At 61.3% G+C, this 23,237-nt stretch carries 30 protein-coding genes; all 30 read right to left on the bottom strand.

All coding sequences use genetic code 11. The features are described from left to right. Nucleotides 1–59 precede the first annotated feature (59 nt). Complete coding sequence (locus ACTHN1_RS08695; protein ID WP_440470554.1) at nucleotides 60–2,201, bottom strand: hypothetical protein; 2,142 nt, start codon at nucleotides 2,199–2,201, stop codon at nucleotides 60–62. Continuing rightward, on the bottom strand, nucleotides 2,191–3,666 hold the full coding sequence (locus tag ACTHN1_RS08690) for a hypothetical protein (protein WP_440470553.1): 1,476 nt from the start codon (nucleotides 3,664–3,666) through the stop codon (nucleotides 2,191–2,193). Before ACTHN1_RS08690 ends, ACTHN1_RS08695 begins: the two co-directional genes overlap by 11 nt. After that, on the bottom strand, nucleotides 3,666–4,328 hold the full coding sequence (locus ACTHN1_RS08685) for a hypothetical protein (RefSeq protein WP_440470552.1): 663 nt from the start codon (nucleotides 4,326–4,328) through the stop codon (nucleotides 3,666–3,668). The genes ACTHN1_RS08690 and ACTHN1_RS08685 overlap by 1 nt, the downstream gene beginning before the upstream one ends. Beyond that, nucleotides 4,325–4,783, bottom strand: a complete 459-nt coding sequence (locus ACTHN1_RS08680) for a hypothetical protein (protein WP_440470551.1) — start codon at nucleotides 4,781–4,783, stop codon at nucleotides 4,325–4,327. The genes ACTHN1_RS08685 and ACTHN1_RS08680 overlap by 4 nt, the downstream gene beginning before the upstream one ends. A 226-nt stretch (nucleotides 4,784–5,009) precedes the next feature. Continuing rightward, nucleotides 5,010–6,923, bottom strand: coding sequence for a hypothetical protein (locus ACTHN1_RS08675; RefSeq protein WP_440470550.1), 1,914 nt, complete (start codon nucleotides 6,921–6,923; stop codon nucleotides 5,010–5,012). Between the two features lie 5 nt (nucleotides 6,924–6,928). Beyond that, complete coding sequence (locus tag ACTHN1_RS08670; protein ID WP_440470549.1) at nucleotides 6,929–7,345, bottom strand: hypothetical protein; 417 nt, start codon at nucleotides 7,343–7,345, stop codon at nucleotides 6,929–6,931. Nucleotides 7,346–7,348: 3 nt separating this feature from the next. Beyond that, nucleotides 7,349–7,600 carry a head fiber protein gene (locus tag ACTHN1_RS08665; RefSeq protein WP_440470548.1) on the bottom strand — a complete coding sequence of 84 codons (252 nt, stop codon included), beginning with the start codon at nucleotides 7,598–7,600 and terminating at the stop codon, nucleotides 7,349–7,351. A gap of 47 nt (nucleotides 7,601–7,647) precedes the next feature. Next, nucleotides 7,648–7,836, bottom strand: coding sequence for a hypothetical protein (locus ACTHN1_RS08660; RefSeq protein WP_249887504.1), 189 nt, complete (start codon nucleotides 7,834–7,836; stop codon nucleotides 7,648–7,650). 10 nt (nucleotides 7,837–7,846) lie between these two features. Beyond that, nucleotides 7,847–9,046 carry a P22 phage major capsid protein family protein gene (locus tag ACTHN1_RS08655; protein ID WP_440470547.1) on the bottom strand — a complete coding sequence of 400 codons (1,200 nt, stop codon included), beginning with the start codon at nucleotides 9,044–9,046 and terminating at the stop codon, nucleotides 7,847–7,849. 19 nt (nucleotides 9,047–9,065) lie between these two features. Beyond that, nucleotides 9,066–9,989, bottom strand: a complete 924-nt coding sequence (locus ACTHN1_RS08650) for a hypothetical protein (protein ID WP_440470546.1) — start codon at nucleotides 9,987–9,989, stop codon at nucleotides 9,066–9,068. Nucleotides 9,990–10,003: 14 nt separating this feature from the next. Beyond that, nucleotides 10,004–12,088 carry a portal protein gene (locus ACTHN1_RS08645; RefSeq protein WP_440470545.1) on the bottom strand — a complete coding sequence of 695 codons (2,085 nt, stop codon included), beginning with the start codon at nucleotides 12,086–12,088 and terminating at the stop codon, nucleotides 10,004–10,006. 1 nt (nucleotide 12,089) lies between these two features. Next, nucleotides 12,090–13,382, bottom strand: coding sequence for a PBSX family phage terminase large subunit (locus ACTHN1_RS08640; protein ID WP_440470544.1), 1,293 nt, complete (start codon nucleotides 13,380–13,382; stop codon nucleotides 12,090–12,092). Nucleotides 13,383–13,650: 268 nt separating this feature from the next. Further along, the gene (locus tag ACTHN1_RS08635) at nucleotides 13,651–14,043 is read right to left on the bottom strand and encodes a hypothetical protein (protein ID WP_440470543.1); all 393 of its coding nucleotides are present in this window, start codon (nucleotides 14,041–14,043) and stop codon (nucleotides 13,651–13,653) included. 199 nt (nucleotides 14,044–14,242) lie between these two features. Continuing rightward, nucleotides 14,243–14,725, bottom strand: a complete 483-nt coding sequence (locus ACTHN1_RS08630; RefSeq protein ID WP_440470542.1) for an endopeptidase — start codon at nucleotides 14,723–14,725, stop codon at nucleotides 14,243–14,245. Nucleotides 14,726–14,989: 264 nt separating this feature from the next. Then, a complete protein-coding gene (locus tag ACTHN1_RS08625; RefSeq protein ID WP_440470541.1) occupies nucleotides 14,990–15,556 on the bottom strand; it encodes a lysozyme in 567 nt (188 codons plus the stop codon). 213 nt (nucleotides 15,557–15,769) lie between these two features. Then, complete coding sequence (locus tag ACTHN1_RS08620; RefSeq protein WP_440470540.1) at nucleotides 15,770–16,225, bottom strand: hypothetical protein; 456 nt, start codon at nucleotides 16,223–16,225, stop codon at nucleotides 15,770–15,772. Further along, nucleotides 16,222–16,458: a hypothetical protein gene (locus ACTHN1_RS08615; protein ID WP_440470539.1), complete on the bottom strand. Its 237-nt coding sequence runs from the start codon at nucleotides 16,456–16,458 to the stop codon at nucleotides 16,222–16,224. The genes ACTHN1_RS08620 and ACTHN1_RS08615 overlap by 4 nt, the downstream gene beginning before the upstream one ends. 107 nt (nucleotides 16,459–16,565) lie before the next feature. Further along, the gene (locus ACTHN1_RS08610) at nucleotides 16,566–16,952 is read right to left on the bottom strand and encodes a GIY-YIG nuclease family protein (RefSeq protein WP_440470569.1); all 387 of its coding nucleotides are present in this window, start codon (nucleotides 16,950–16,952) and stop codon (nucleotides 16,566–16,568) included. A 22-nt stretch (nucleotides 16,953–16,974) separates the two neighbouring features. Beyond that, nucleotides 16,975–17,511: a hypothetical protein gene (locus ACTHN1_RS08605; protein ID WP_440470538.1), complete on the bottom strand. Its 537-nt coding sequence runs from the start codon at nucleotides 17,509–17,511 to the stop codon at nucleotides 16,975–16,977. A gap of 238 nt (nucleotides 17,512–17,749) precedes the next feature. Continuing rightward, nucleotides 17,750–18,595 carry a hypothetical protein gene (locus ACTHN1_RS08600; RefSeq protein ID WP_440470537.1) on the bottom strand — a complete coding sequence of 282 codons (846 nt, stop codon included), beginning with the start codon at nucleotides 18,593–18,595 and terminating at the stop codon, nucleotides 17,750–17,752. Between the two features lie 46 nt (nucleotides 18,596–18,641). After that, nucleotides 18,642–18,827 (bottom strand): hypothetical protein, encoded by a 186-nt coding sequence (locus ACTHN1_RS08595; RefSeq protein WP_440470536.1) that lies wholly within the window; start codon nucleotides 18,825–18,827, stop codon nucleotides 18,642–18,644. A gap of 2 nt (nucleotides 18,828–18,829) precedes the next feature. Next, nucleotides 18,830–19,033, bottom strand: a complete 204-nt coding sequence (locus ACTHN1_RS08590; protein WP_440470535.1) for a hypothetical protein — start codon at nucleotides 19,031–19,033, stop codon at nucleotides 18,830–18,832. Nucleotides 19,034–19,042: 9 nt separating this feature from the next. Next, a complete protein-coding gene (locus ACTHN1_RS08585) occupies nucleotides 19,043–19,357 on the bottom strand; it encodes a hypothetical protein (RefSeq protein WP_440470534.1) in 315 nt (104 codons plus the stop codon). Next, a complete protein-coding gene (locus ACTHN1_RS08580; protein ID WP_440470533.1) occupies nucleotides 19,358–19,801 on the bottom strand; it encodes a hypothetical protein in 444 nt (147 codons plus the stop codon). 262 nt (nucleotides 19,802–20,063) lie between these two features. After that, nucleotides 20,064–20,453: a Ref family recombination enhancement nuclease gene (locus ACTHN1_RS08575; RefSeq protein WP_440470532.1), complete on the bottom strand. Its 390-nt coding sequence runs from the start codon at nucleotides 20,451–20,453 to the stop codon at nucleotides 20,064–20,066. Beyond that, nucleotides 20,450–20,671, bottom strand: a complete 222-nt coding sequence (locus tag ACTHN1_RS08570) for a hypothetical protein (protein WP_440470531.1) — start codon at nucleotides 20,669–20,671, stop codon at nucleotides 20,450–20,452. The genes ACTHN1_RS08575 and ACTHN1_RS08570 overlap by 4 nt, the downstream gene beginning before the upstream one ends. Beyond that, nucleotides 20,668–21,090: a recombination protein NinB gene (locus ACTHN1_RS08565; protein ID WP_440470530.1), complete on the bottom strand. Its 423-nt coding sequence runs from the start codon at nucleotides 21,088–21,090 to the stop codon at nucleotides 20,668–20,670. The genes ACTHN1_RS08570 and ACTHN1_RS08565 overlap by 4 nt, the downstream gene beginning before the upstream one ends. Beyond that, nucleotides 21,087–21,266 (bottom strand): hypothetical protein, encoded by a 180-nt coding sequence (locus ACTHN1_RS08560; RefSeq protein WP_440470529.1) that lies wholly within the window; start codon nucleotides 21,264–21,266, stop codon nucleotides 21,087–21,089. Before ACTHN1_RS08560 ends, ACTHN1_RS08565 begins: the two co-directional genes overlap by 4 nt. Then, a complete protein-coding gene (locus ACTHN1_RS08555) occupies nucleotides 21,266–22,534 on the bottom strand; it encodes a replicative DNA helicase (RefSeq protein WP_440470528.1) in 1,269 nt (422 codons plus the stop codon). Before ACTHN1_RS08555 ends, ACTHN1_RS08560 begins: the two co-directional genes overlap by 1 nt. Next, on the bottom strand, nucleotides 22,531–23,211 hold the full coding sequence (locus ACTHN1_RS08550) for a hypothetical protein (RefSeq protein ID WP_440470527.1): 681 nt from the start codon (nucleotides 23,209–23,211) through the stop codon (nucleotides 22,531–22,533). Before ACTHN1_RS08550 ends, ACTHN1_RS08555 begins: the two co-directional genes overlap by 4 nt. Nucleotides 23,212–23,237: the final 26 nt, after the last annotated feature.

The raw sequence follows: 23,237 nt of genomic DNA, 5'->3' as shown, positions 1-23,237 counted from the left end.
CTGCTGAGCCGAGCCACTTAGGTGTAAAGGAACGCGCCCTAGTCATCGGTACAGCTGTCCTATTGCTGGGCGGATTGATCTTGGCTGCGGTTTTCGTTGGCTCGCGCCTGTTCTAGGGCATCTGCAAGCGCAAGTACGTCCTCATCCTGGTCCTGTTCGCCAATACGCCGCAGAATCTGGATTTGCGCGGTTGCTGACCCAACCGGAACTGCCGTCGATCTAGCGAGCCAATTCACGACCTTCGGATTGGTCATAACGCGCGCCAAGCCATTCGCGCCAAGCCCACTCAGCACGAGGGCGCCGGTAGTGGTCATGCTCGGGTCGAGCAGAGAAAGCAAAATAGAGCCGCCATAGGTGAACGCCGCAGCGCGATTTGCGGTTCCAGACGAGTTCTGGAACACCTTCGCGCCGTCCTTGATGTTCTGGCTGACGCGGGCGATGCGGTCCATGTCGCGGCTGAATCCAGCCCCGAACCTGTTAAACAGCGCACTCTTGGCCTCGGGGCTAACACGGTTCCAGTTGGTCAGGAACGTGGCAGCACTGAACACATCACCAGCGGCATCCTGGTTACCGGGAGTTGCCATACCCATTCTCTTGAGGACGGCGGCACTAACTGCTTTCTGCCCATCTGGCGGGAGTGAGCGCATGACGGCGCGGAGTGTCGTGCCACCGTCACGGGTTCCCGCCATCGCGGCTTCATAGACCCGTTCGGGGCCGCCATTCTTGTCGACTACTCGCTGGACCTGCTCAAGGCGATTGGCGACAACCCGCGTGTAGTTATTAGCTCGCTTGGCGGCGCGTACGGCTTCCGGGCCAACGCTTCTTGCCGCCGCCTCCATGTCATCCGACAGTGCCCCATACAGCTGCTTGAGTTCCCTCGTCGGGGTATCCGGAGAGAGCGAGTAGTCAGAGATTGCCTCGCCTATATTGGTGCGAATGCGCTTCACAGCCTCGTAGGGAATCTGACCGCCGCCAGCGGCAATATCCTGCGCCAGAGTTTGCCGCAGTTGAGAAATTCTCGGGTTGATAAGGGCGCCTGTCGTTGCTGCGGCACCTGGCGATGGTGTGGTCAGTTGCGCCACCTTCTGCCAGGTATTGGCGAGGGGAACTTGCGTTGCTCCAGGAATGTGGCGGTCGGCATCCCAATATAGGGCCCGCTTGGTCGCGTTGGCGTTCTTCCCGAACAGCTCCACCCCGCGCTCGATGGCGCGCCCAGCGCGCTCTGCGCTGGCATTCCTACTCAGGTTGTTCGCCGCACCCTGCAAGCCTTCGCCAATATTACGGGCCTGCCGCTCAGCGAAGTTTCCCATCACACCGGCGCTGGTCGGGCCGCCGGCGAGCAGGTTTTCAGCGCCCTGAATCAGACGATTCCCCGATGCCTGCCCAACCGATGGGGTTGCGCCTAGGGACGCGAAGTCCTGAATGGCCTGCTCCATGTTGGCGCCGGAACGGCCACGAGTAAGCCCACGCAGGGTTGCGCCAGTTGCTGCGCCAGCAGCCCCAGGAGCCAAGCCGCCAGCCAATCCGGCAACCAACTGTGCGCCTTCGCCCCCACCCGCCTCACGGGTCGCGCTGGATGCGCCACTACCAGTAACGGTGCTGACCGTCTGAAGGCCAGGCTGCGCCTTCAGGAACGTTCCGACCCGGTTGGCGATGGAGGGCGCAACGGTGCCAGTCTGACCGCCGAGGTTTGCCAGAGCGCCGCCCACGCCCAAGGTCAAGGCGGTGCCGGTCAGTCCCTCGCCAATGTCCGAGATGATGCGCTCAGACGCGGTCTGCGGACGACGCATCCCCCACTCGTCCGCTTGCTCAGCTGCAGCCTGACGGTAGGTGCGGTCTCCAATGCCTAGCTGGTTGCCCCAGCCGATGGCGCGGTCGATGGGAGACAGCACGTACTCATTTAGCGCATCGCCACCCAGCGCCCCGTACAGGCCATACGCGCCCTGCAGCACCTGCCGTCCGCCAATCTCTCCCAAGAATCGAGTCGCGGCGTTTCCGCCCTTCGGCTGCGCAGGCTGTCCGGAGATGAGGCGCGCGAAGTCGGATTGGTTTGCGGGATTTGGCTGGACCTCGCTTTCACGGCGTCCGCCGACGATTTCGATGTCGAGGCCATTGTCATCGTCCCACTGTACGTCCGCTTCCGTCAGGGCGCCCTTCGCTGGCTCCGCATCCCACTGAACGGTGGCCGGGTCAATCGGCATATTCGATAGTCCCATCGCTGTATTGGACGACGCGGCGCCCATTGGCTGTGCCAGTGCGGGTCACCGTCTTTCCGCCGGCCGGTCTACTTGCGTATTTTTGCTGTAGGCTGCGAATGGTCTTCAGAGCGGCCATTCGCGTCTCCCTGGGCACGTTGGGATTGGCAAGGTCGCCGGCCATATCGCGATACATCTGAACATCCTTGTCAGATTGCGGGCCTTCCATGCGCGGCATGGATGCAGTCAGCTGCCCAGCGATGGTGCGCAACTGGGCAATAGCTTGTCCGCCCTGCGTGGCATAGCCACCGGCAGCAGCAGCTTGGTCAGCGACGCTCCCGGCCATGCTTCCAGTCGAGATGGGAATCAGGCGCTCAGCTTCCGCAAGCAGATTCAGGGTGCGGTCCGCGTTGACGGTCCGCGCCTGGGCAACGGCATCAAGTTTCGCCCTGTTCTCAATTTCGGCCTTGGCCTGCGCCTCTCTGGTTGCCTGGTTGACAGCGGCATCAGAGCGCAGGCCTAGTTCTGCCGGAAGGTTTCCTAGCTGCACGTTCGCCTTGGCCTGCTCAGTCAGTGCCGCCTGCTCTTCTGGCGCCCTTCCGACCGCAAGACCAGCCGCAGGCGACGTGACCTGTGTAACTCCAGCAGCACTGTTCATAACCTGTTCTTGCGCAAGCTGGGCAGCACGGATCTGCTCAGGCGTGAATCCCGCCTGCTGAAGCTGCTGCGTAAAGGCCTGCATCTGGCGGACAAATTGATCGTCCTCTGCCTGGGTCGTCGCTCGGCCTGGCGCCGTTGCAGGCGCGCCCTGAGGCGAACCACCGAGAGGCACCCATTGGCCGCCATCAAAGACCACATAGCTCTGGGTTGCGGGGTCATACTGATACGGACGTTCGCGACCATCCGCGCCAGTAATGGTGCCCACTTTCGGCGCTCCGGTGACCGCACGCGGGTCAAGTCCGAGGTTGACACGCCGTGCCTTCATCACGTCGTCCGGAGACAGGCCGGCCGTCATTGCGTTGAATGTCTTCAGTTCCGGAGTTGCCAGCGAGTTCCCAGCCTGAGCCATCTTGACTCGCTGCTCAATCTGCTCGAAAGCCGGGAGCATGGAGTCGTCCCACTGCGGAGGCACGGGGCGGCCGCCAGACATTTCTTGAAGGAAAGGGGTGATGGTTTGATGAGCGCGCTGGATAGCCTGTGGATTCTTGCTGTCAATCGCTTGCCGCATGATTCCAATGACATTCCCTAGGCGCCGATACTGCCGGTCGCTCGCATCTTGAAGTTCGGTCGCTGCGCCCGGATTGATGGCAGCTGCCTGGTTAAATGCCGAGGCATCGCCCTGTAACACACTTGGAGCAAGCTGGCGAAGTTGGTTCCGCTCCGCCTCAATCCGCTTTTGCTCCTTCTGGGCTGTGCCGAACTGGTAACCGCGCTGGAAGTTGCCAACGACATCAACAGGATTGACTGGCATCAGGAACCCCACCCACGGAAATTGTCTAGGTTGTTGCCGAAGTTGTTGACGGAGCCTTGGCCGGACGGTGCGCTGCCGCGACTACCCATGTACTGACCGAACAGGCCGCCAAGCTGGCCGACCGCGTTCCCCCAGATGTTGGCTTGGTTCTGGATGGAAGAAGACCGGATGTCACCGATGTTGCCCATGGCCGTGGAATAGGCATTGGCGTAGTTCTGACCAAGTCCACCAAGCGACTGGGACGCCGTCTGGCCCACATTGGCGAGACCCGCGTTTCGATTCCACCAGTTGCTGTAGTTCTGCGTCGCTAGTCCTTGGCCGAAGCGCGCCAAGTCTGCGGACTGGCCGCCGCCCCAGAAGTTTCCAGGCTGTCCTCGCTGAACCGCCTTCATGCCTTGGTCGTAGGCGAACTGGTAATCGGGGGAGTTGTAGAAATTGGAGAAATCTCCAGACATGGTCTGGTTCATTCTGTCTAGAGCGCCACGACCAGCGTCCAACCACGGAAGCATGTCCTGGCGCGACTGATCGTACTGGCGGCGCTGCTCCTCGATACCGGCAAGTTGGGCATTCTGGCCCGATTTTGCCGCGTTCTTTGAGCCCTTGCTTCCCAAGTATCCGGACACCAAGGTGGCACCCGCCACCGCTATATAACCCCAACTCATTCGGGCGCCTCCAATAGTTCAGTCTCGGGGACAATCAGGAAGGCCTCCAGCTTGTCCAGGTCGGTTTCCGTGCTTGCGTGGCACGTGGCAAACACGCAATCGGTATGGGTGTAGAGGACTCGCTTAGCACCCGGTTTCGAGGTCCAGATGCGCGGGGCCTCGATGGTCTCGGCCTCTTCGCCTGCGCCCACATCGCGGATGGTCACGCGCCCCTTCAGCAGGAACACGGGGTGTTCGTGACGGTGCGTCTTCCCAATCACGAACGTGTCGGCAGGAATGGCAAGCTCGCGGGTGTACAGGCCTTCCGTGAATCGGTGAACCGGCGTCAGCTCAACCTGAGGAAGCTGGCGAAGGTCTTCTTGGGCAATCCTTACTGCCTTAGCTACTTCTTGCGAGCGGGCATGCGCCAGCATCGACTCTTCGTATCGAGCCGCGCATTCGGGGTCTTTGAGCATTGTGGCTCCTAGCCTGTAGTGCCTTGCATCACCGTCACAGCCCCGAGAATGTCGCGCTTACGGGGGCTGGAAATTCGGAATTTGTACACGCGCTGGTAGGTGCTACCGAGGCGCGTCCAGACGACCTTTTGGCAGTAGTGGCCCAACTCGCCAATGGGCATGGCCTGCCAGTCGGACCAGGTGTTGCCACCGTCGTCCGAGTAGCTAAGGCGGACGTATTGGTCGGTCATGGCTTTGTGAACGAGATGCCAGCGAAAATATTGAGCGACCCGCTCGGTATGCCGTCGGTCACCTTCAGGGCAATGACATCACCTGGCTCAAATGTGATGGTCGCGCGCGAGTGGAAGTACTGCACAACCTCTAGGTCAACTTCGACCCCATTTAGCCACAGCGTTTCGCCGTCATCGTGGTAGATGTCTACGATGTACTCGCCGCCAAACGTGAGCGTTCTACGCAGCCATATGGATTGGTACAAGACGTTCGGAATTGAAGTGCCAATACCTAGCCCAGACCCAGGCGGCACCCAACTTCCGAATCCACCGGGGCCAACAGGCCACGCACTATCATCGTAGGTTGGGGACGAGTAGTCGGCGGTACTGCCTGGCGGCTCAACCTTGTACTTCCAGTTGTCGTCGTACTGGGGAGGAGAGATTTCTACAGTGTTTGTCACAGACGCCCAGAGCTGGTTTGCGTCTGTCGCCTTCACCGTGAACGTGTAAGTTCCCGGAATCGTCGGCGTGAACGAGGTGATTTCGCCTGAGTTTGTGAGCTGGCTGGCCTCTGCCGGCGGCGGTAATGCACCAGTGAATAGGCGGACATAGCGGACCGGCGCATCGCCAGGGCTTACCGTATAGCTGTAGGGACCATAGGCCTCACCCACTGTTCCGTCAGGCGCTTCTCCGGCAATCGTTGGGCCAATAGGCTGGCCTGGGAACTGAACCGGCTCTGTTAGCGGCTGTCCGGCGTCAACAATCAGCTCCAGACGACTGACGAGCATGCGGTTCTGATTGTCCGCCAAAGTCTGGGTGACACGCTCGGAGATGATTTCGTCATCCCCTTCCAGCACATAGTCCCAATCAAGCTTCCAAAGGCGTCCGTTCTGGAAGTCGCCAGCCACCCACTCACTGTTGATGTAGGTCAGGGTGTTGGGGCGCCACCGATTGAATCCGTAGGACTGACGGCGGTGCCACTGACCCGAGGAGATGTCGTATCCCCACGTCAGACCGTCCGGGAAAGTCCAATAGACCACCAGATGTCCGGCATCCGTCCACGTCTCGGCAAAAGCATTCTTCCAGTCCAGGCCGCGTATGGCCTGCTCGATGGGGCGCGTGGAGATGCGCTTGGGCGCATAACCTTCCAGCCTATAGAAGATGCCGTCATCGCCCAGCCAATAGACCGTCTGGTCAATGACCGCCGTCGTGAACGTGCCAGCACAGCCGCGCTTCTGAGAGATGCGCTTGGAGCGGAATGGCTGCTCCGTGGCACCCGTGTTCTCGAAGAACTCCATGGAGCCCTCGGAGAACAAGACCAGTTGGTTCTGCACGCTCTCCAGCGAGACCAGCAGGTCAGGCAGGTATTCGGAGGTGAACCGGTCCAGCGTGTTGTACGCCAGCGCGTCCGCAACTTCCGAGTTGAAGGCAAAGCGCCTGCGCGGCTCAATGCCAATGATATAGCCATCCATGAAGATGACTTTGATGGCGCCCGGGAACCCCTCGTCCGTGATGCGCTCGAACACCTGAGTCTGCGTGTTGAAGCAGTAGCCAGAAGTGTCATTGACAGTGACTAGCTGGTTACCCGTAGCCAGCTGGTTGTGGGCCATGCTGCATCGGCCAATGCCAGGAATGGTTCCCTGCGGGATGGCAACGCCTGACGGGGTGACCTGATACAAGGTCTGCCCCATCACCGCGAACAGCTTCCCCTCGCAGTTGTGGGTTCGCCTCACCGGGCCAATCGGACGCGCGATGTCCTCAGATGTGTCCAGGACCTGCACGAACGGGCGCAGGCCCGGAGGCGTCTTGAGCATCGTGGGCGTGCGTGTGCCGCCCTGCTCTGCAAACACCGGAAGGTAGTTCACCGTATCCTGAGACGAAAACGGACGGGTTTCGTCCGAGTACGACCCAGCCACGATGTCCAGCGGCACTTGCCTCATCCGACGTACCAGGTGCTTCCGTTGATGGTGCGGTTGGACCAGCCGTCAGGTGCAGGGATGTCGAGGATGGGCTGGATGGGCGTTGCGACGGCCTGATCTCTCCGAACCTCGTTCATGAAGTTACCTGCGGCTGCCACCACTTCAGGCATGACCGAGACGCCGTACTGAGGCGCAAGCGTCATGGCAACGGCGTACATCAGGCCCAGCTCCGTCTCCAGCGGAACCGGGAGCATTTCTCCCGGCGCACTGACGTTCTGCCACCCGAGAGCCGTTCCACTGGCCTCCAGGCGCGTAACGAACCGATTGAGGAAGCGAATGACCGTCTGCATGTCCGCATCGGATACGGGCTGCACCGGGTTGATGACTTGCAGGGTTCCCAGTACGTCCTTGGCGAACTCGGCGACGGTCGTCATGGCTTAGCTCGACGCGATGATGCCGGCGGCGCGCAGTTGGGCCAGAAGCAGATTTAGCTGAGTACCAGCCGAAGTGCCGTCGGCAGCCACGGTGCAGTTGGCCACGGCGGTCCCACGAAGCACGCCACCGCGCGTCGATGCAGTTGGGGCGGGCAATGCGCCAGTCGCCAGTGCCGCAACCTCGGCGGCCGTCACGGTGGACTTGCCACCGCCATTTTGTGAAACGTACAGCTTCTCGCTGCCGGTAGCGGCCATGCGATTCTCCTAAAAGAAGAGGGGGAGGTTTCCCTCCCCCTACTAGGTCAGCCTGCGCTGACGGTCAGAACGCCCGAGTTGCTCCACAACTGACCGGCAACTTGCGGGTCAGCGGTGGGCAGACTGCCGGCAACGACGTACACCGGGCCCGAAAGCACGGTGGCGTTGCCGATAGGGCCGGTGAAGAACGCCGTGTTGGAACGGTCGTCAACGTTGGGGTTGTCGTTGGTAGCCATTTCGGTCTCCTTATGCCGGGGTCAGGTTGGCCGGGTCGTTGGCGATACGGCACGCCCATTCCGGACGCAGAGCGCCGAAGCCCCACATGATGTCGAAGCGGGTCATGTTCATATCGTTGATGGCGTCCGAAGCTTCCACGACGCGCATGGAAATGCCTTCGAACTGGCGGCGGCTGTTCTTCCAGCCGGTCAGCTCGGGCAGGTCCACGGTGACGAAGGCGAACGCCTCGGGGCGGTAGGCCAGGTTGACGCCGTAGGTGTCGCTCGCCGTGCCCTGAATCACGACATCGCCACCATCGGTCGGCGAGGCGGTGACGTTCTTCTCCGAGCCGGAGGTGACGATGGCCGGATAGATTTGCAGGTTGCCGGGACCAGCCAGGTCTTCGGTCACGGTGAACTGACGCAGATAACCCAGGCTCTGCTTGGTCTGCGGGTGAACCGCAACGCAGCCAGCGAAGGTCACGATGTCGCCCTTCAGGAACGTGCCGCTGCCGGTGTCGATGGCAATGGACGAACCGGTCTGGTTGGCGCCGTTCACGTCGTAGGACGCGTTGGCGGTACCGCGCTGGTGAACCGGAGCCACCGTCGAGGACACCCAGTCGAAGCCAGAGGCCCGACCCATCACGCCCTCTTCGTACTGCACGTCAATCTGACGCTGGGCGTTGAACAGGCCAGACAGCGCCGGGATGATGGTCGTATCCGCAGCGTTGTTGGTGAGCATCTTCTTGGTGCCCTTGCCGCCGCCGTTGTCCTCGATGTACTTGCGGGCGATGTTGGCGTAGGCGAGCTGCGTCCACTGACCGTCCGGCGTGCCGGTCTGGTTCGGGATGGACTGGTACGCAAGGTTCTGGACCGCAGCCTCAACGTTGACCGCCAAGTCGGCGACCTGCTGGCTGAGGTAGCGGCGGTCGAACTCCTCGATGTCCAGAGCCAGCTCAGCGCTGGTGTACTGGATGGAGAAGTTGACCTGGTCCTGGATGGTGACGGGACGAACCAGGGTCTTCATCGGCGCCGGAGTGGCGACGCGACCGTGGTTGATGACCGCGTGCTGCGGAATCGGAACACGCAGGGTGTCGCCGATGGCCGGAGCGCCCGTCTGGAAGGACGAGTCGTAGGTGCGCGGGATGGTCTTGGTGAAGGACAGGGCTTCGCTGAAGCGCATCAGAGCGCGGTCAGCAATCATGTCCGTGGTGAGTAGCTGGTTAGCCATTTCTAACTCCGAGAAGGGTTCAGGACTTGGCCTGCTTCCTCCACTCGGCGATGCGCTGACTGGTCGTCATTTGGGGGTCTTGGATGTCCACCGAAGGACGACCGGAGCCAGACACCGTCTTGGGAGGCGGAGGGGCCGTGGTGGTCTTCTTCGGAAGCACGGGCGCAGGCTTCTCGGGCTGCTTCCCGCTGAGTTGTTCGGCAATCCTCGCGACCTCAGCCGCCATCTTCAGCGGCGAGAGCTTGACCAGCTCTTCCGCCTTGTCGGGGTTGGATGCAAGGAAATGGGCGATATCGAGCCCGGACTCTTCGTCGCGGATTAGCTCGGCGAGGTGCTTGTATTCCGGGTTTTTGTTGAGCGGCGATGCGACGATTTCGTCCCATGCGCCCTCTCCTACCCGGTCTTCAAACGCCTCGATGCGCGCCTTGAACTTGTCAGCGGCCTCGGTCTGACGCTTCTTGTCCTCTTCCTCGCGCTGCTTGGCCTCTCGCTGCTGGAGACGTTGCTCCAGGCGGTAATCGAGAAAAGCCTCTTCGTCGTAGTCGAAGTCGGCCAGGGTCTTCTTGGCCGACTGTTCCTGGGCCGGAGGTTCCGGCTTGGCTTCAGGCGACTTGATGACACCCTGGTCAATCAACTCTTTGAGAACTGCGGCGCGGGTTTCGGCTTCAGTCGTCCGCCGGACCCTTTCCAGTCTTTTCTTCCAAGTGGACTTGCCCTGTTTGGGCTGCCCCTCGGAATCCGCCTCTGGTGCGTCTGTCTCGACCCCTTCCGGGTCGTGGTCGTCGTCGCTTTGCTCGACCTTGGGAGCTTCCACCTTCGCCGGCTCATTGGCCGGTTCGGGCTTGGCTTCCAGAATCTTCTTCACGACGCTGGTGTCGGTGGATTTCAGCGGCGCAGGCGCGCCCGCCCCCGTGGCCGACGCCACGTTGGTTTCATCAGTCATTGGTCACCTGTTGGTTACTGAGCGCTGCCCGGGAACGGGGCGGTGAACCCCGGAGGCAGCTCGAATCCACCCGTGGCTTGACCAGCCTGGGCGGCGGAACGAATCGCATCCGCTTGCGTGCGGACGGTCTCGGCTTGCGTCTTCTCTACGGCGGCAGGGGTCTCGGCGAAGATCTGCGCGGTCTCAGCGCGGGTCTTCTCGGTCTGCGCCTGTTTGAGTTCGGTCTCGGCCACTAGCTTCGGGTCCGGAGGCGGCGGAGCAGGCGGTTGTTCGTCGTCTCCAGGCTCAAGAAGCCCAATCTGCACCAACGCCCGACGGGCCGCCTCGACAAACTCCTCACTGCCCGGGATGTCGATGGACTTAATGAGCATGTACGAGGCCAGCATTCCAAACGGACCAGGCTGGGCGGACAGGGCCTGCGCAGCCTCTGCCAGCTCCATGCGGGCGGTGTCGTAGGACTTGCCAACGGTTACGGTGACATCGAACCTGCCACGGCTGAGGTCGTTCTCGATGATGACCTCGCCTGTCTGCTGGTCCAGCATGGGCTTGTTGATGCTGACGTACTTCTCGGCGTTGTCTTCGCCCAAGATGCGGATAGACCGCTCGGCGTCGTAGTAGTGCGGAATGGCATCTACCAAGACCTCGCCAAGGCGTTTGAGCGCCTTGACCTGGTTGTCAACGTAGACGAAGTTGGCAATCTCGCCTTCGCTCTGGCGAGCCAGGATGGCGCGGCCGCTGGACTCGTTGGATTTGGCGCCAATAGAGGCGTCGTAGACCCCCAGGTCAGCCTTCAGCTCCTCGGTCGCAATCGCGCTCAGGTTCGCCAGAGCAACGGGCAACACCGGAGGAGGCTCGCGAGTCGGCTTGGCCGTGGGGGCGTTCGGGTCCACGTTATAGAGCAGCACAGGGGCGTCGTCGTAGCCCATTCGCTCGTAGTACGACTCCAGCCCCTCAATCATCTTGGTGGTGGCTGTCAGCGGGCTGTTGGGCAGCTTCGCGACCACTTCCACCATCGTGGACAGCTCGAAGTTGTGGATGGCCTGGGCGTCACGACCAAACCGGGTCATGCCGGAGTAAATCTGCTCGCCGTTGATGCTGATGAGGTCGCCCCACTGAGGGACGATGGGAATCATCGAGCCGGCCCACTTCGTCGGCTCTTCCAGCGCCCCCTTGCCGTAGACCAGCGAGCTGTAGACGCAGTCAGTCTCCACCTCGCGCTCAGACTTGACCGTAATCGGTGGGTGCGCCGGCTGTCCTGTCTGTGGGTCGATGGGCGGATTTGCCCACTCGTCGCGCACCGGCTCCCAGTCCTCCTTGTCCACAATCGCGCCATCGGACAGGAGGTAGATGGTCTTGACCTCCTTCTCGACGTACCAGTACTCCGCAATGCGGACCATGTCCTTGAAGAACCATTCCTTGTCGTACTCGTCCAGGCTGGACGGTACGTCGAAGTCGATGGTTTCCTTGCCGGGCCAACGGTCCTTGAACTCCTCCTTGGTAATCAGCTCAGTTACGAACACGAACCGGGCATCCGAGCGGTCGAACTTGCGTGCCGCCGGGTCAAACCAGACAGTCAGCGGGTCCATGACGTTGACGATGCGCAGGCACTGGTCGAACGAATCGGGACCTTCGTAGTCGGCCACTACCCGTAACACGCCGTAGCCACCGCCACACGCCCACTGAAACGCCGTGTCGTAGGCGTTCTCGGCGGAGGACTGGACTTCGATGTTCTTGATAAGTCCGTTGTAGATGTCGGCGGTATCGACATCCGCTTCTTCCACGGCCCGCACCTTGATTTGCGGCTTGTTCTTGAGCTGCTGACCCGTCACGCGGCGGATGAGCTGCCGGATTCTGTTGAACTCGTAGTTCGGCTTGTTGCGGCGCTTGCCGGCGAGGTGTCGGTCCCACTGGTGGCCGGCCACGAAGGCAAACTTCATGTCCTCCAGCACGCGGCGTCGCTGCTCGGTATCGAAGGTGAATGTTTCCTGCGCCCGAGTCAGCATCCGCTGGGTCCAGGCGTCGCGCCCTTCCTTTTTCTTGGGCGCAGCATCCTGCGGCAGGTACGTGGCACCCGCCTTGGATTCCAGCTTCTTTGCCATCTCAGCCTTCGTAGATAGAGGCGCGCCGGCCAATGCCGGTATCGGTGAATTGGGTTGCGAAGTTCAGCTTCGGCACGGCGTCCTCGTTGCTCAGTCGCTCGGCGACGGTTGCCAGGTATCGGTACGCATCGGCGCCATGACTGAACTCGTCATGGACTGGCGCCCCTGGCTCTCCCGTGTTCACGGGGATACCGCGCCTGTAGCGCCTCAAGCACTCCATGAGACGGCCAGCACGGTTCCGGTCGATGTACGTCTGCGGGAGTGCCATGCGAGCCGAACGGATGCCTGTCTCAACCGGCTGCTTCGGCACGATGTCCACTTCCCACTTGAGCGCTTCCAGCAGCTGCTTGGCGCTCTTGCCAGTCTTGTAATCGCCGTGTGCGCCGTCATGCGGCAGCCAAAGCTTGCCCCAGTTGTAACGGCGCTCCTTCAGCTCAGACGACCACCAGTCCAGCGTCTTGAAGCTGTCTTCCAGGTACTCGATGACCCGAAGTGCAGACAGGTGCCGCTGAGCCAGGACGAGCGACATGCTGTCGTTCCACCCCAAGTCCCAGATGACATGGACCTTGAGGGCCGGGTCATACGGCACCTCGCAGAACCGGCCTGAAGCAACCATCGCCGTCACCTCATCGGCGTAGATGGCGCCCTCAGCCGCCGCCCTGCACTTGCCCTCCCAGATGTTCTCGTAGTCCGCCTTTGGCATCGTGGCCTTGGCGTGCAACCGCTCCTGCTCAAGCACAGGAGGAAACCACGGGTTGTCTGGGTAGTTAATCTCAATGACGGCCGAGTCTGGCGGCGGCGAGACGACGAACCGCTTCCACGTCTCATCCGTGTCCAGCTCGGGATTCATGGAAATCCAGATTTCGGACCCGTCCTTTCGGATAGTCGGTACCAGGATGTCCCAGGACCGCTTGCTGATGGCCTGCGCCTCCTCGCACCACACGATGTCCACGCCCTCGAAGGACTTGATGGACTCAGCGGTCAGGTCGGATAGGCCAGCAAACAGAACTTCCGTACCGTTGGCGCCCTTGATGATGGTCGCCTGGACTTCGTAGAACTGGCCTAAGCCTAGAGCCTGAATCTGGTCGCTCAGCAGCTTGTGAACCGAGTCCTTGATGGACTTCTGGATTTCTCGGGTACACAAAATGCGAAGGGGCCTTTCGGCCCCCTTAATCAACAACGCTCGCGCAAACCCCCAGCTCTTGGCCCCGCCCCGACCGCCATATGCCACCTTGTAGCGATGCGGCAGGAATAGGGGCCTGAGCTTGTCAGGGAACTTGACGGTCTGACTCATTGGGCCTTTCGAACCCGATGACTATTCCAGGCAGCGGGCTATGCGGGTCGCTTGCCAGAGTCGTAGGCAGGACTCGGCCAATCAGCGACAAGAACGCGGACGGGTTCTTGTCGGCCTGCTCGGCCAAATAGGCCTCGCCTCCGGCCATGTCCAAGGCACCGAGGATCATCTCCCTGAGCTGCTTGGTCTCTCCGTTGACTGACCCCTTCGGCCTTCCAGCTCCAGGTCTCGCTCCGCCGCGCGCCATAGATTCTTTCGATACTTTTTCTTAGGGGGCCTGCGCAATCAGGTAGAACGGCCCGTTCGCCAAGTCATAGACGGCCTCTGGGTAAAGCGGCGCATCCTTGACCGTGATGAAGAACTCGTAGTTCAGAGTGTTGCCTTGGTTGGTCTGGACAGTCGCCTTGATGGCGCCCCAGCCAGCGAAATTGAAGTTGACCCCGACCTTGACGCTCTTCTGGCCCGTCTCAACCGCTGCGTCGTGAATGGCCGTGGCCCAGGGGCTTGTTGCGTCCCAACGGACCTCGGTGATTAGCTCGCCGTCCTCAAGCGCCCCGTTGAAGTCCACTCGCAACGTGCGCTTCTGGTAACGACGAACGCGCAGGTTCTGGACTTGGGCTGCGCCGTAGTTGGAGGCATAGCCTTTGAGAAGGCGGCTCACTTGCGCTCCTCCTCTGTTAGGACGACGCCCACCTCAACCGGCTTACCCTTGAAGGTGAGAGCGCCACCCTCTGCCTTCATAGTCCGCTTGCTGAGCGCCTGAACCAGCCAAGACGGCGCCAAATCGCCATCAAACTCAAACCGAGGGCGCCCATTGACTAGGCCGACGAAGCGCGCCTCGCTGGCTCTGGTCGCTCCGCTCATCGCCTATCCGCCTCAATCACGGCCTGGAGGCCTCTGACCTGGGCGTCGCATTCGGCTGCGGCTCGAACAATTCGGCCCGCACTTTCTGCTCGGTCTGCGGCTTGGTCATGAGGTTGGCTGGCGCTGGCAACAGCACGGGACAGGTCGGCGGTGGCTGCTTGGGCTTGCCACAGCTGCCGAAGCCGGAGGTTGCCAGCACGCAGGTCAGCCACAACGCGGGCGCTTTCAGTTTCGATGGCACGCTTCTCGTCCTCGTACTTGGCGGCGATGGCCTGGGCTTCCTTGGCCTTGCGTTGTTCGGTGTCTCTGGCGACCTTCAGCGCATTGACCTCCGCGCGAGCCGAATCTCTCTCCGACTCGGCCTGCTCGGCGCGGGCATCGGAAATAGCGGAATCCCCGCGAAAGTACAGGGCCGCACAGATGGCGATGACCGCCAGCACCGCGAGAACGTAGGTGGACAGGCGCCACAAGGGGTTCACTTGCCTACTCCGTGTCGCCCATGCCAGCGATGAATTGCTTGATTGAACTCGCCCAATTGCCACAGGCGCTTGTTCGTCAGCCATGTCTTTCGGGCAAACCAGGCCCTCAAACCGGCCCTATACGCACTTCTAGCCATTTGGGCCGACTTAGGCATTACGTTTCCGCTGCCCCTCAGTGAAACGGCCCGCTCAGCCACCACGCGTAGGCGATGACGGCTCCGATGGTGCACAGGATTCCGGCCAGCAGGCCGAGCACGAAGCGCTTCACGGACGAACTCCGTACATGCACATGCTCCGCTCCGCCTGCCGTCGGTTCGCCAGTCCCTGCACGAACTTGTACTCAGGCCGACCATTGGGCAGCTTCTTGCCCGTCTTGACGTAGCTCCAGACCGGACGGTCGGTGTCGGACAGCGCCAGACGGCGGCAGCCCAAGGCCCATTGCTCAGCGTTCCATGCCCGCATCGCGGAGCTACTGCACGTGGCAACTACCCCGTTGTTCCAGGCATGTGATGTAGCCGCATCAAACACCTCTTGCGGAGGCGGGTAAAGGAAGCAGGTCGCAAGGCTGCGTTGGACGTTGTGGATGGCCTTAGCCTCCTCGGTCGCGCACTTTTCCTCGCTCCAGCGCTCCCCCACGACAATCGGAGTGCGCGTCACGTGCCGCGTGATGCCCTTGCACACCGTGGGCAGCCCTTGAGCCAGCTTGTCGGCGTAGACGACATACTCACCCTCGCCCTCCCAGTCACCCAAGAACTTCTGTAGCGCTGGGGACGCGGCCACCAGCGACGCGCCAGCGACAATGATGACGCCGGCAGCAATCTTGGATTTCATCAGAGGTCGCCGGTTGCCTGATTCATCATTCCTTCCTCTTGGAATCTCGCCGCCACTTCCAGGCCAAGTACCCAATCTGGAGGACCAGATAGGCGGCAGTAAGTAGCAGGACGACGGTATTCAGGGTTACCCCCGACACCACGGCAGCGGCCACCGTCACCGGAGGCGCAGCCTTCAACGTAGCTGCGGTCGCGGCTTCGGCTAGCTCATGTTTCACGTGGATCCCCTGTTCCTCCGGCGCACCTTGGCGACGGGCTCGATTCGTAGCGCCTGCACCGGGTCACTGGTGTAGGGGTCAATCTTTGCGACCTGCTTCACTGCGTCCCCAGCGCTCGCCCCTGCCCGCATGGCGAGCATGGCGGCCTGGGCGCCGCTCCCGATGGCCGCCTCTTTGTCCAGGAGAGGGAAGGCCGGGAATTCGTCGTCAGCGACCCAAAGAGAGCCATCTGGCCGCAGGATGAGCAGGCTTGCGCCCTTCATCTTGGGCGGCTCGCCCTCTTCCCCGTTGACCATCCACTGAGCTGCGGCATATCCGCGCCCGGCGTTCCCGGCCATCCCAACAACACCGCCATCCTTGAGGCGAAACACCTTCTGGACCCGGATGCTGTAGTCCCAGGTGCATTGGGTGTCGGCGGCCATCTCGCCCGCTTTGGCGGCGACGGTGGTCATTCCAGTCCCAACGCTTGCAGCTTGACCTGGCGTGCAGCCTCTTCGGTGTAGGCCATCAGCCCAAGCAGGTCGCTCGGACAGCGAATCGTTGCCTCGCGCGCCTCAGCGGTTCCGTAAACGGCAAACAGGTCCAGAATTTCCCCAGCCTCGGCCCGCGCCAGGATTTCCTTCAGCGCCCCGATAATCTCCGCGTCCGGCTCCGGCTTTCCGGATTGGACGAGGCGAAGGGACATGCTGGCTCCTTGTAGGTGCCCGGCCACGCTTCCAACGCTCGCCGGGCATGCCCGCCGGTTATGGCTTGGCCGCAACGTGGAGCGTGCCGGGAAGCTGTGCGGGCATTTCAATCGAAAGCGAAAATATTTGGCCTGAATCGATCTCGACAGCGACGCCGTACTTGGTCGTAGACGGCAATATCCAGTGATCCAACCTTCACAGGTCCACCAGCAACGGCCGCCACGATTTCTGAAAAACACTCTATGGCTGTCCGCGCCGCATCGTCATTTGCAGCAGCGAAAAACCACTCGCCCCGGGCATGGTGCCGCCTCAAGGCGACGTGGCAGCGCTTTTCCGCAATTCTGGCGAGTTTGCGTGAGGGTAGATACACGAAGTCAACCCGCTCAAACTCGAAAGGACATCCCACCTGGAGGCTTGGCAGTCGGTCAAGAACATCGGCCGCCAACCCAATTTTCGCGTACATGTTGCCTGCGGCGTCGCGACAGGCCGCCATGTACACGGCGGCTCGCTTTGAGTCAGATGGCATCCTGGGAAGATGGGCCAACAATCGCATTTCTGCGGTTGCGTTCAGCATTCCGCTCGTAAAGGATGATGTGCCGGTATGCCGCGCCGAGCCGAATCCAGTATTCATCCAGGCTACCCGCCATGCTGACGTACAGATGCGACCGCAGGCGCTTGTACGTGCTGTGGTGAACCCCTAGTGCTTCAGCCGTCTCCGCATAGGGCTGAATCTGGCGCCGGAACAGGACCATGTGCAGCGCGTCCCATGCGGCGACGCAGGCAGTCTCTTCGCTGTATGCCGATTTCTTCATACCCCCGGTTGTGCAGTAGGCGACCGAGAATGCGACGACCCAATGCCGCAGACGGCTCAGGTAGAGAGAGTCCCCCGCCAGTGCCGAGCGGTACAGCATCCAGTTCGGGAAACCGTTCTTCCACTCCAGCCTCACTAGCCGGTCTGCATCGATGATAGTCGGGGTGATTGGCCCGACGAGGGCGGTGTCAAAGTCCTGCCCCCGAACGTCCCAATCACCTACTGCTTCAACCTTGTTCATGGCGTCCTTGCCCCGAATACTTACTGCCGTGCCGCCTGGATGTACATGCGGAAGCCTGGAACGGCGCCTCCTGCATATTCCCCTGACACAGGATTGAAGGGGCCGGATTCGCTATTGCCAGATCCGTTGTCCAGCCACACCTCTTTCTTTGTGGCCTTAGCAACAATCGCGTCCTCGCGAGTGGTGTGACCCGCCCCGCTCAAGCACACAACCACCTTGTCGCCCTTTTTGAACTCCATCACGCCACCCTCGCCAATGTCAGTTTGTATTCCGCGTCCTTGATGGTTTTCCGCAAGTACGTGCCCAGCGATATGCCCTCGTACTTTCGGCACAGGTAGTCCAGAGTCAGGGGCATGACGCAGTAATCGCCATCCCTTACCTCGTTCAGCACAACGACGCCGCGCCAGTGGTCTTGGCCCTGATTGCCTCGGTAGTCCTCGTCGTGCAGGTAGGCGCTGCCAGCAACCAAGCCGTGCCATGTCGCACCGCTAGCCTGGATGCGCGTGCCGTACCGGAATCCCTGCTCGTGGCCCTGCACGAAGCTCGCGCCAATCTTGTTGAGGCGATTGTCGATGGACCCGCCGATGGCATGGCTGCTATGGCTGGACTGGAAGTAGTGCGAGTACACGAGACCGTCCTGCCAAACGCGGGTTAGGAACGGCTGTCGCTCCCAATCGCGGGTCAGTAGGTGATGTTCGCCAATCGTGCCGGCCCACTTCGGGGCGTTGTTGATGGCCCGGTTGATGCGGTTCTCGTGATTCCCGAAGCAGAACACCTTGCGAGGCGTCCAGCGGGCGCGATGGTTACGCTCCAGTCGGGCTTGCTCAGCCTCCATCGGGGCGCAGAGACGGGCGAAGGCGTAATTGCCTGCCTGCACGTCATCCTCGTACCGCGCGCCTTCCATCCGCTGGCTGCCGGGACCGTCGTGCATCGACAGGCTAGGCATATCCCAGTGGTCGCCTATGTGGACGATGGTGTCCGGGCGATAGTCCACGATGGCCTGAGCAATCCAGTCGATGTGCGCCAGCGGCACGCCGGGGCGGACCTGGGTGTCTGGAATAATGAAATGGCGTGTCGGGTTCATATCCATCCTTGGGGCCGTCCTTGGCCGGCTGTCCTTTGGCAATGTCCTAGTCGCCGGTGTTCTGGGATACGGGGTTCAGGGCTTCGCCCATGTCTGGTTGCGGAACAGGCTGGAACGCCTCATCGCATACCGATTCGAGCAGGCTGGCACCGCGTTGCGCGGCGGCTGGGGATACGAAGTCCCGGGAGATTCGGGTCTTGCCGTCGTCTAGCTGGTGCCAGTGGACGGCCATGGCTAGCGCTTCCTATCCACGAACAGGCAGACTCCAATGAAGCCAACGAGGATGCCGATGAACAATCCAATGCAAATCAGCATCGGCGACAGCACCCACCACCAGGACCAGGCGATGACGCCGGTCAGCTTGAGGGTGATGAATGCGATGGTGAGCAGGCCAGCGAAGCCAATCCCGCCACTACTCGAAGTCTGTTTGTCGGCCATCTCGATCTCCTATCGGATGGCGGCATTAGACCAAGCGAGTGTCCGATTCCCAATGGTGAAATGAGACAGTTTGTTAAGTGCCCTATCTCGCAACCGGTACACCTTGGCGCGGCTGCATCCGCGATCGCGCGCCACTTCGGAAGCGCCCCTTTCCTTCAGCTCCAGCAGCAACTGGCGCTCGGCACGGTTGCTTGCGATTAGAGACTGCATCAGGTCACTCTCGGCACGCATCAGGATTTCCGCCGCCCTGGCAGCTGGCACGCCGGCCTGAACGGCCTTTCGCTCCGCGTCCTGAATCAAGTCTTGTACGACTTTGAAGTCCATCTATCCCCCTAACTGCTTGGAAGCAGCGTATGCAACCCCTAGGGCGGCCCATGCGTGCGACGAGACGCCGTAGGTTGGGCCGGGCGCACGTTTGGTTCCTTTAGGTCCAACCAGCGCAAGGATTGCTCCGTTCACGTCCTTATCCTTGGCCGAGCCCATCAATCCAAGGGCCTTTTTGACCTCAAGACGCTTAATCTTGATGACTTCCCCTGGACACGCCCATGCCTGCTGGAATCTGCCAATCCACTCGCAGGTATCGAAGGTGTCGTTGTTGACTACGTTCCCGTAGCTGACAATCTTCTCTATTGCCAGCGCATCGCTTCGGTCGTCTTCCACAACTCGCAACAGGTCTTCGTTCGGCATCACGCCAGAGGACAGAACCTTGCCGTCGTACAGCACGAAACCGGACTGGGTGGTGCCTGGGTCTATGGCGAGAATCCGCATCACCAAGCCCTCGCAAAAATGTGGCCCGGCTCTGCGCCGCGCCAACCGTTGAATGCTTCATTGGCTGCTTGCTCCGCTTTTGCTGCGCGGGCATTCCGCAGCGCGTCGCGCCTCTCCTGCTCGTCTGGCGAGTGGTATTTCTTCCGGTCAGCTGAATAGCTGCACGGCTTGCACCACGAGGTGTAGCTACCAGGCCGCTCCTTTCGTGGCCAGAACGAATCCAGCGGCAGTTCGTGCCCGCATTTCGTGCATCGCTTGCTAGTCATTGCCGCTCCAACAGTTCGTTTTGGTACTTCTGCCATGCCTCGGTGCCGCGTCCGTACCCAGGGAGGCAGTCATAGGTCCACTCCCTGAAATCCGCCGCGCTGTAGAAACTCGGCCCGTACAGCTCGCGCATGTCGTAGGTCGAGTGGCCGGGGATTAGGACTCCGTTGTGATGCCAACTACAGAGCGCCACCACCGCGTCTTGTCCCAATTGCTTGGCGCCGTGCCAGTCGTTGAAGTTGCGATGATGGATTTCAGTAGCCCCGGCCTGCCGGTCCTGCATTCCATTCGCCATTCGGAAACGGCAAACGACACAGCCCAGCGCCCTAGCGCGGTCCTGATAGTCCTGCTGCGCCATGGTCGGCGGCTTGCGTTTGGCGAGGGTCATGTTGGGTCCTCGATATAGCCGAGCTTCACGCCAAGCAGGTTGAAGAGTGCGTCAGCGGACTCTCGGGATATCAGGACACCTTTGACCCTAGCGCCATTCTGGATCTCGACCCACAAAGCGCCGCCTTCATCAAACACGGCAACCCAGCTGTCAGTGCCAACATCGACGGAATGCCAGCCGCTATGAATTTCGCTTGTGCGCATTTCGCTGATAATCACGCCACTTTCTCCATATCCCCAAACACGACACCGTGCTGCGCCCCGAATGCCTCAATCAGGGTTTGCAGCTCAACCATGTCGCCCACGGTCATCTTTGACGTGCGGGCGCCTAGCATCACGAACCCGCCCTCGATGCCAGGGCTGACACGCTGCCCCTTGCGAAGCGCAGCGGTGAACACATCCTTCCAGTCCTCCGGCGACAGGTACGTCTCGCGCCCGTCCACCGACCACTTCACCTGCCGTGCTACGTCGTGCAGCAGCGCCCAGAGGCGGGAGTTTTGCTCCAGGGAGCGGGTGGGCTTGCATTCGGACAGTTCCAACTTGACCGACTGGCCAAGCTCAAGATACGAACAGGCGTCACGCCACGCGGCGGTCATGCGTGGCCGTGCGTTCTCGGGTCGTAGGATGTAGGTGGTCATTTCACTCGGTCCTGTTCTACTGCCTGCTTGCATCGGTCCAACGCGCCATCGCCTCTTTCGGTGGTGAGTCGCGCATCGCCTTTGGTTGCCGTGTAGACCATGTCTTCTCCGCAAAACGCCTTGCTGATGAAGTACGGGCCGCTCTGAATGCAGTACTCGGAAATCCGCTTCCACATCAGAACTCCTCGCGCGACAGGTCGGCGAAGCGCATGGTCTTCTCGATGAAGGCGACTCGTTTCAGACCCGTCGGTCCGTGCCGGTTTTTCTCGATGAGAACTTCAGCGATGCCTTTGTCGCGCGTCTCGTAGTTGTAGACCTCGTCCCGATACAACATCAGGATTTGGTCGGCCTCACGGGTTAGCTCGTCGCTGTTGGCAAGGTCGCCTGCGCGCGGACGCTTGTCCTCGCGGCTGTCCACGCCCTTGATGACCTGAGCCAGCGAGACCACGGGGATTTGCAGGTCGCGGGCGAGGTTCTTCATTCCCCGGGCGACTTGGGATACCTCGGTGATGCGGTCAGCGCCCGGAACCGTGATGCGCTGGGCGTAGTCGATGTACAAGACGCCGATGTCGTGGGCGTGCTTCCACTTCCGAGCGATGGCGACTAGCTCATCCAGCGTCACCGCGCTGCGGTCGTAAATCCACATGTCGCGAGGCATGGCTTTCGCGATTCCAGCCTGTAGCGAACCCCAATCCTCTTCCTCGAACTTACCCGCCCGAAGGTGGGCGGCACCAACACCCGACGAGGCAGACAGCCGACGCAACCCCAGCTGCACAACGGGCTGCTCGGCGCTGATGATGCCCGGACGTTTTCCAGCATCCGCCGCAGCCTCGGCCATGCAGCCCATGAAGGCCGTCTTACCCATCGCCGGACGCGCGCCTAGGATGATGAGGTCCGAGTCATGTAGGCCGCCGAGGATGTCGTCCAACCCGCGCAGGCCGGTGGTGATGCCCGGCAACACTCCGCCGTTCGCGTATGCCTTCTCCACCTCTCGCCATGCCAACTGCAACGCCTGCTTGCCGGTGTACTCGCACTCGGTCACCGTGGCGTTCAGGGCCATCAGGGCGGCCACTGCATGGTCTACCGCGCCCTCCTCCCCTGCCCTCGCGCGGGAGGACAGCTCCAGCCCAATCTGCACGGCCTCGCGGCGACGCCAGTTCTCCCGGACGATGGTCGCGTACGTCAGCACTGCCGAGGAGCCAGGAACATTGCTCGCCAGCTCGATGGCGTCGTCGTACAGGTCTGGGTGCAGCTCGCCGATGGTCACCGCGTCGGCCGGCTCGCCAGCCAGCACCCGGTCGCGGATGGCCGAGAACAGGCGGGAGCGCGGGGCGCTGGTGAAGTGGTCGGCAGACAACAGTGTCGCCACGTCATGCAGGCGGTCGTTCTCCAGCAGCAGGCCGCCCAGCAGGGCTTCCTCGGCAAAGGTCGGGGTGACGGTCACAGCGTCACCTCCTTGCGAGGCGGGCGCGGGACCGCCGGGCTGTTGAACTGCCCCGCCGGCTTCGGTTCGTACACGTCCTGCCAACCGGAGCGGATGGCGGTGTCCATCAGGGCCAACACGTCGTGACCCTTGGCCTTCAGGTCGCCCAGGTGCCGGAGCATCCGCTCCCGCGCCTTGTCGGTCATCGGCTTCCGACTGGCTTTCCGATGGTCCACGAAGTCCTGCCATTTTTCGGCAGGCAGCCAATCGGGCAAAACCTCCCTTTGTAGATCTTTCTTCTCTTCTCTTCTCTTCTCTTCTCTGGTCCGCATTTTGTCCGCTTGCGATGCGGACATTTTGCGGACAGATTGTTTGCGATCGTTATCCTGTGCTCGGCGCTTCGCAGACTGGCCGTTGTGCGCGTCAAACCTAGGCAATTCAAGGCCTTGCGAATCGGCCGTCAACCACTGGACAGCAACCATCTGCTCCGCGAACCCAATCCAACCGAGATGTGCATCCAAGGTTTCTAGGGTGTAGCCGTCGAGTTTTCCGTCGATGGAATGCGCATCAAACAGACACCATGCGGACATTAGTCCGCCAACCGTCCGCAACTTGTCCGCTTTCAATGCGGACGAAATGCGGACAACTTTTGGGTGCGTGAACAGGTCCGCACGCATCTTTATCCAGTCGCCGGCCATCTCTTCCCTACTCCCCCTGAAACAAA

The sequence above is a fragment of the Pseudoxanthomonas sp. genome (assembly GCF_051953815.1).
Lineage (GTDB): Bacteria > Pseudomonadota > Gammaproteobacteria > Xanthomonadales > Xanthomonadaceae > Pseudoxanthomonas_A.
The sequence above is the reverse complement of the archived record's forward strand: the minus strand, read 5'-3'. Positions and strand labels throughout refer to the sequence as shown.

Bases quoted from the DNA above. Each gene is read 5' to 3' on its own strand.
- ACTHN1_RS08695 (WP_440470554.1), bottom strand. From the start codon at position 2,201: ATGCCGATTGACCCGGCCACCGTTCAGTGGGATGCGGAGCCAGCGAAG.
- ACTHN1_RS08690 (WP_440470553.1), bottom strand. From the start codon at position 3,666: ATGCCAGTCAATCCTGTTGATGTCGTTGGCAACTTCCAGCGCGGTTAC.
- ACTHN1_RS08685 (WP_440470552.1), bottom strand. From the start codon at position 4,328: ATGAGTTGGGGTTATATAGCGGTGGCGGGTGCCACCTTGGTGTCCGGA.
- ACTHN1_RS08680 (WP_440470551.1), bottom strand. From the start codon at position 4,783: ATGCTCAAAGACCCCGAATGCGCGGCTCGATACGAAGAGTCGATGCTG.
- ACTHN1_RS08670 (WP_440470549.1), bottom strand. From the start codon at position 7,345: ATGACGACCGTCGCCGAGTTCGCCAAGGACGTACTGGGAACCCTGCAA.
- ACTHN1_RS08665 (WP_440470548.1), bottom strand. From the start codon at position 7,600: ATGGCCGCTACCGGCAGCGAGAAGCTGTACGTTTCACAAAATGGCGGT.
- ACTHN1_RS08660 (WP_249887504.1), bottom strand. From the start codon at position 7,836: ATGGCTACCAACGACAACCCCAACGTTGACGACCGTTCCAACACGGCG.
- ACTHN1_RS08655 (WP_440470547.1), bottom strand. From the start codon at position 9,046: ATGGCTAACCAGCTACTCACCACGGACATGATTGCTGACCGCGCTCTG.
- ACTHN1_RS08650 (WP_440470546.1), bottom strand. From the start codon at position 9,989: ATGACTGATGAAACCAACGTGGCGTCGGCCACGGGGGCGGGCGCGCCT.
- ACTHN1_RS08645 (WP_440470545.1), bottom strand. From the start codon at position 12,088: ATGGCAAAGAAGCTGGAATCCAAGGCGGGTGCCACGTACCTGCCGCAG.
- ACTHN1_RS08640 (WP_440470544.1), bottom strand. From the start codon at position 13,382: ATGAGTCAGACCGTCAAGTTCCCTGACAAGCTCAGGCCCCTATTCCTG.
- ACTHN1_RS08625 (WP_440470541.1), bottom strand. From the start codon at position 15,556: ATGAAATCCAAGATTGCTGCCGGCGTCATCATTGTCGCTGGCGCGTCG.
- ACTHN1_RS08620 (WP_440470540.1), bottom strand. From the start codon at position 16,225: ATGACCACCGTCGCCGCCAAAGCGGGCGAGATGGCCGCCGACACCCAA.
- ACTHN1_RS08615 (WP_440470539.1), bottom strand. From the start codon at position 16,458: ATGTCCCTTCGCCTCGTCCAATCCGGAAAGCCGGAGCCGGACGCGGAG.
- ACTHN1_RS08610 (WP_440470569.1), bottom strand. From the start codon at position 16,952: ATGGCGGCCTGTCGCGACGCCGCAGGCAACATGTACGCGAAAATTGGG.
- ACTHN1_RS08605 (WP_440470538.1), bottom strand. From the start codon at position 17,511: ATGAACAAGGTTGAAGCAGTAGGTGATTGGGACGTTCGGGGGCAGGAC.
- ACTHN1_RS08600 (WP_440470537.1), bottom strand. From the start codon at position 18,595: ATGAACCCGACACGCCATTTCATTATTCCAGACACCCAGGTCCGCCCC.
- ACTHN1_RS08595 (WP_440470536.1), bottom strand. From the start codon at position 18,827: ATGGCCGTCCACTGGCACCAGCTAGACGACGGCAAGACCCGAATCTCC.
- ACTHN1_RS08590 (WP_440470535.1), bottom strand. From the start codon at position 19,033: ATGGCCGACAAACAGACTTCGAGTAGTGGCGGGATTGGCTTCGCTGGC.
- ACTHN1_RS08585 (WP_440470534.1), bottom strand. From the start codon at position 19,357: ATGGACTTCAAAGTCGTACAAGACTTGATTCAGGACGCGGAGCGAAAG.
- ACTHN1_RS08580 (WP_440470533.1), bottom strand. From the start codon at position 19,801: ATGCGGATTCTCGCCATAGACCCAGGCACCACCCAGTCCGGTTTCGTG.
- ACTHN1_RS08575 (WP_440470532.1), bottom strand. From the start codon at position 20,453: ATGACCCTCGCCAAACGCAAGCCGCCGACCATGGCGCAGCAGGACTAT.
- ACTHN1_RS08565 (WP_440470530.1), bottom strand. From the start codon at position 21,090: ATGACCACCTACATCCTACGACCCGAGAACGCACGGCCACGCATGACC.
- ACTHN1_RS08560 (WP_440470529.1), bottom strand. From the start codon at position 21,266: ATGTGGAAGCGGATTTCCGAGTACTGCATTCAGAGCGGCCCGTACTTC.
- ACTHN1_RS08550 (WP_440470527.1), bottom strand. From the start codon at position 23,211: ATGGCCGGCGACTGGATAAAGATGCGTGCGGACCTGTTCACGCACCCA.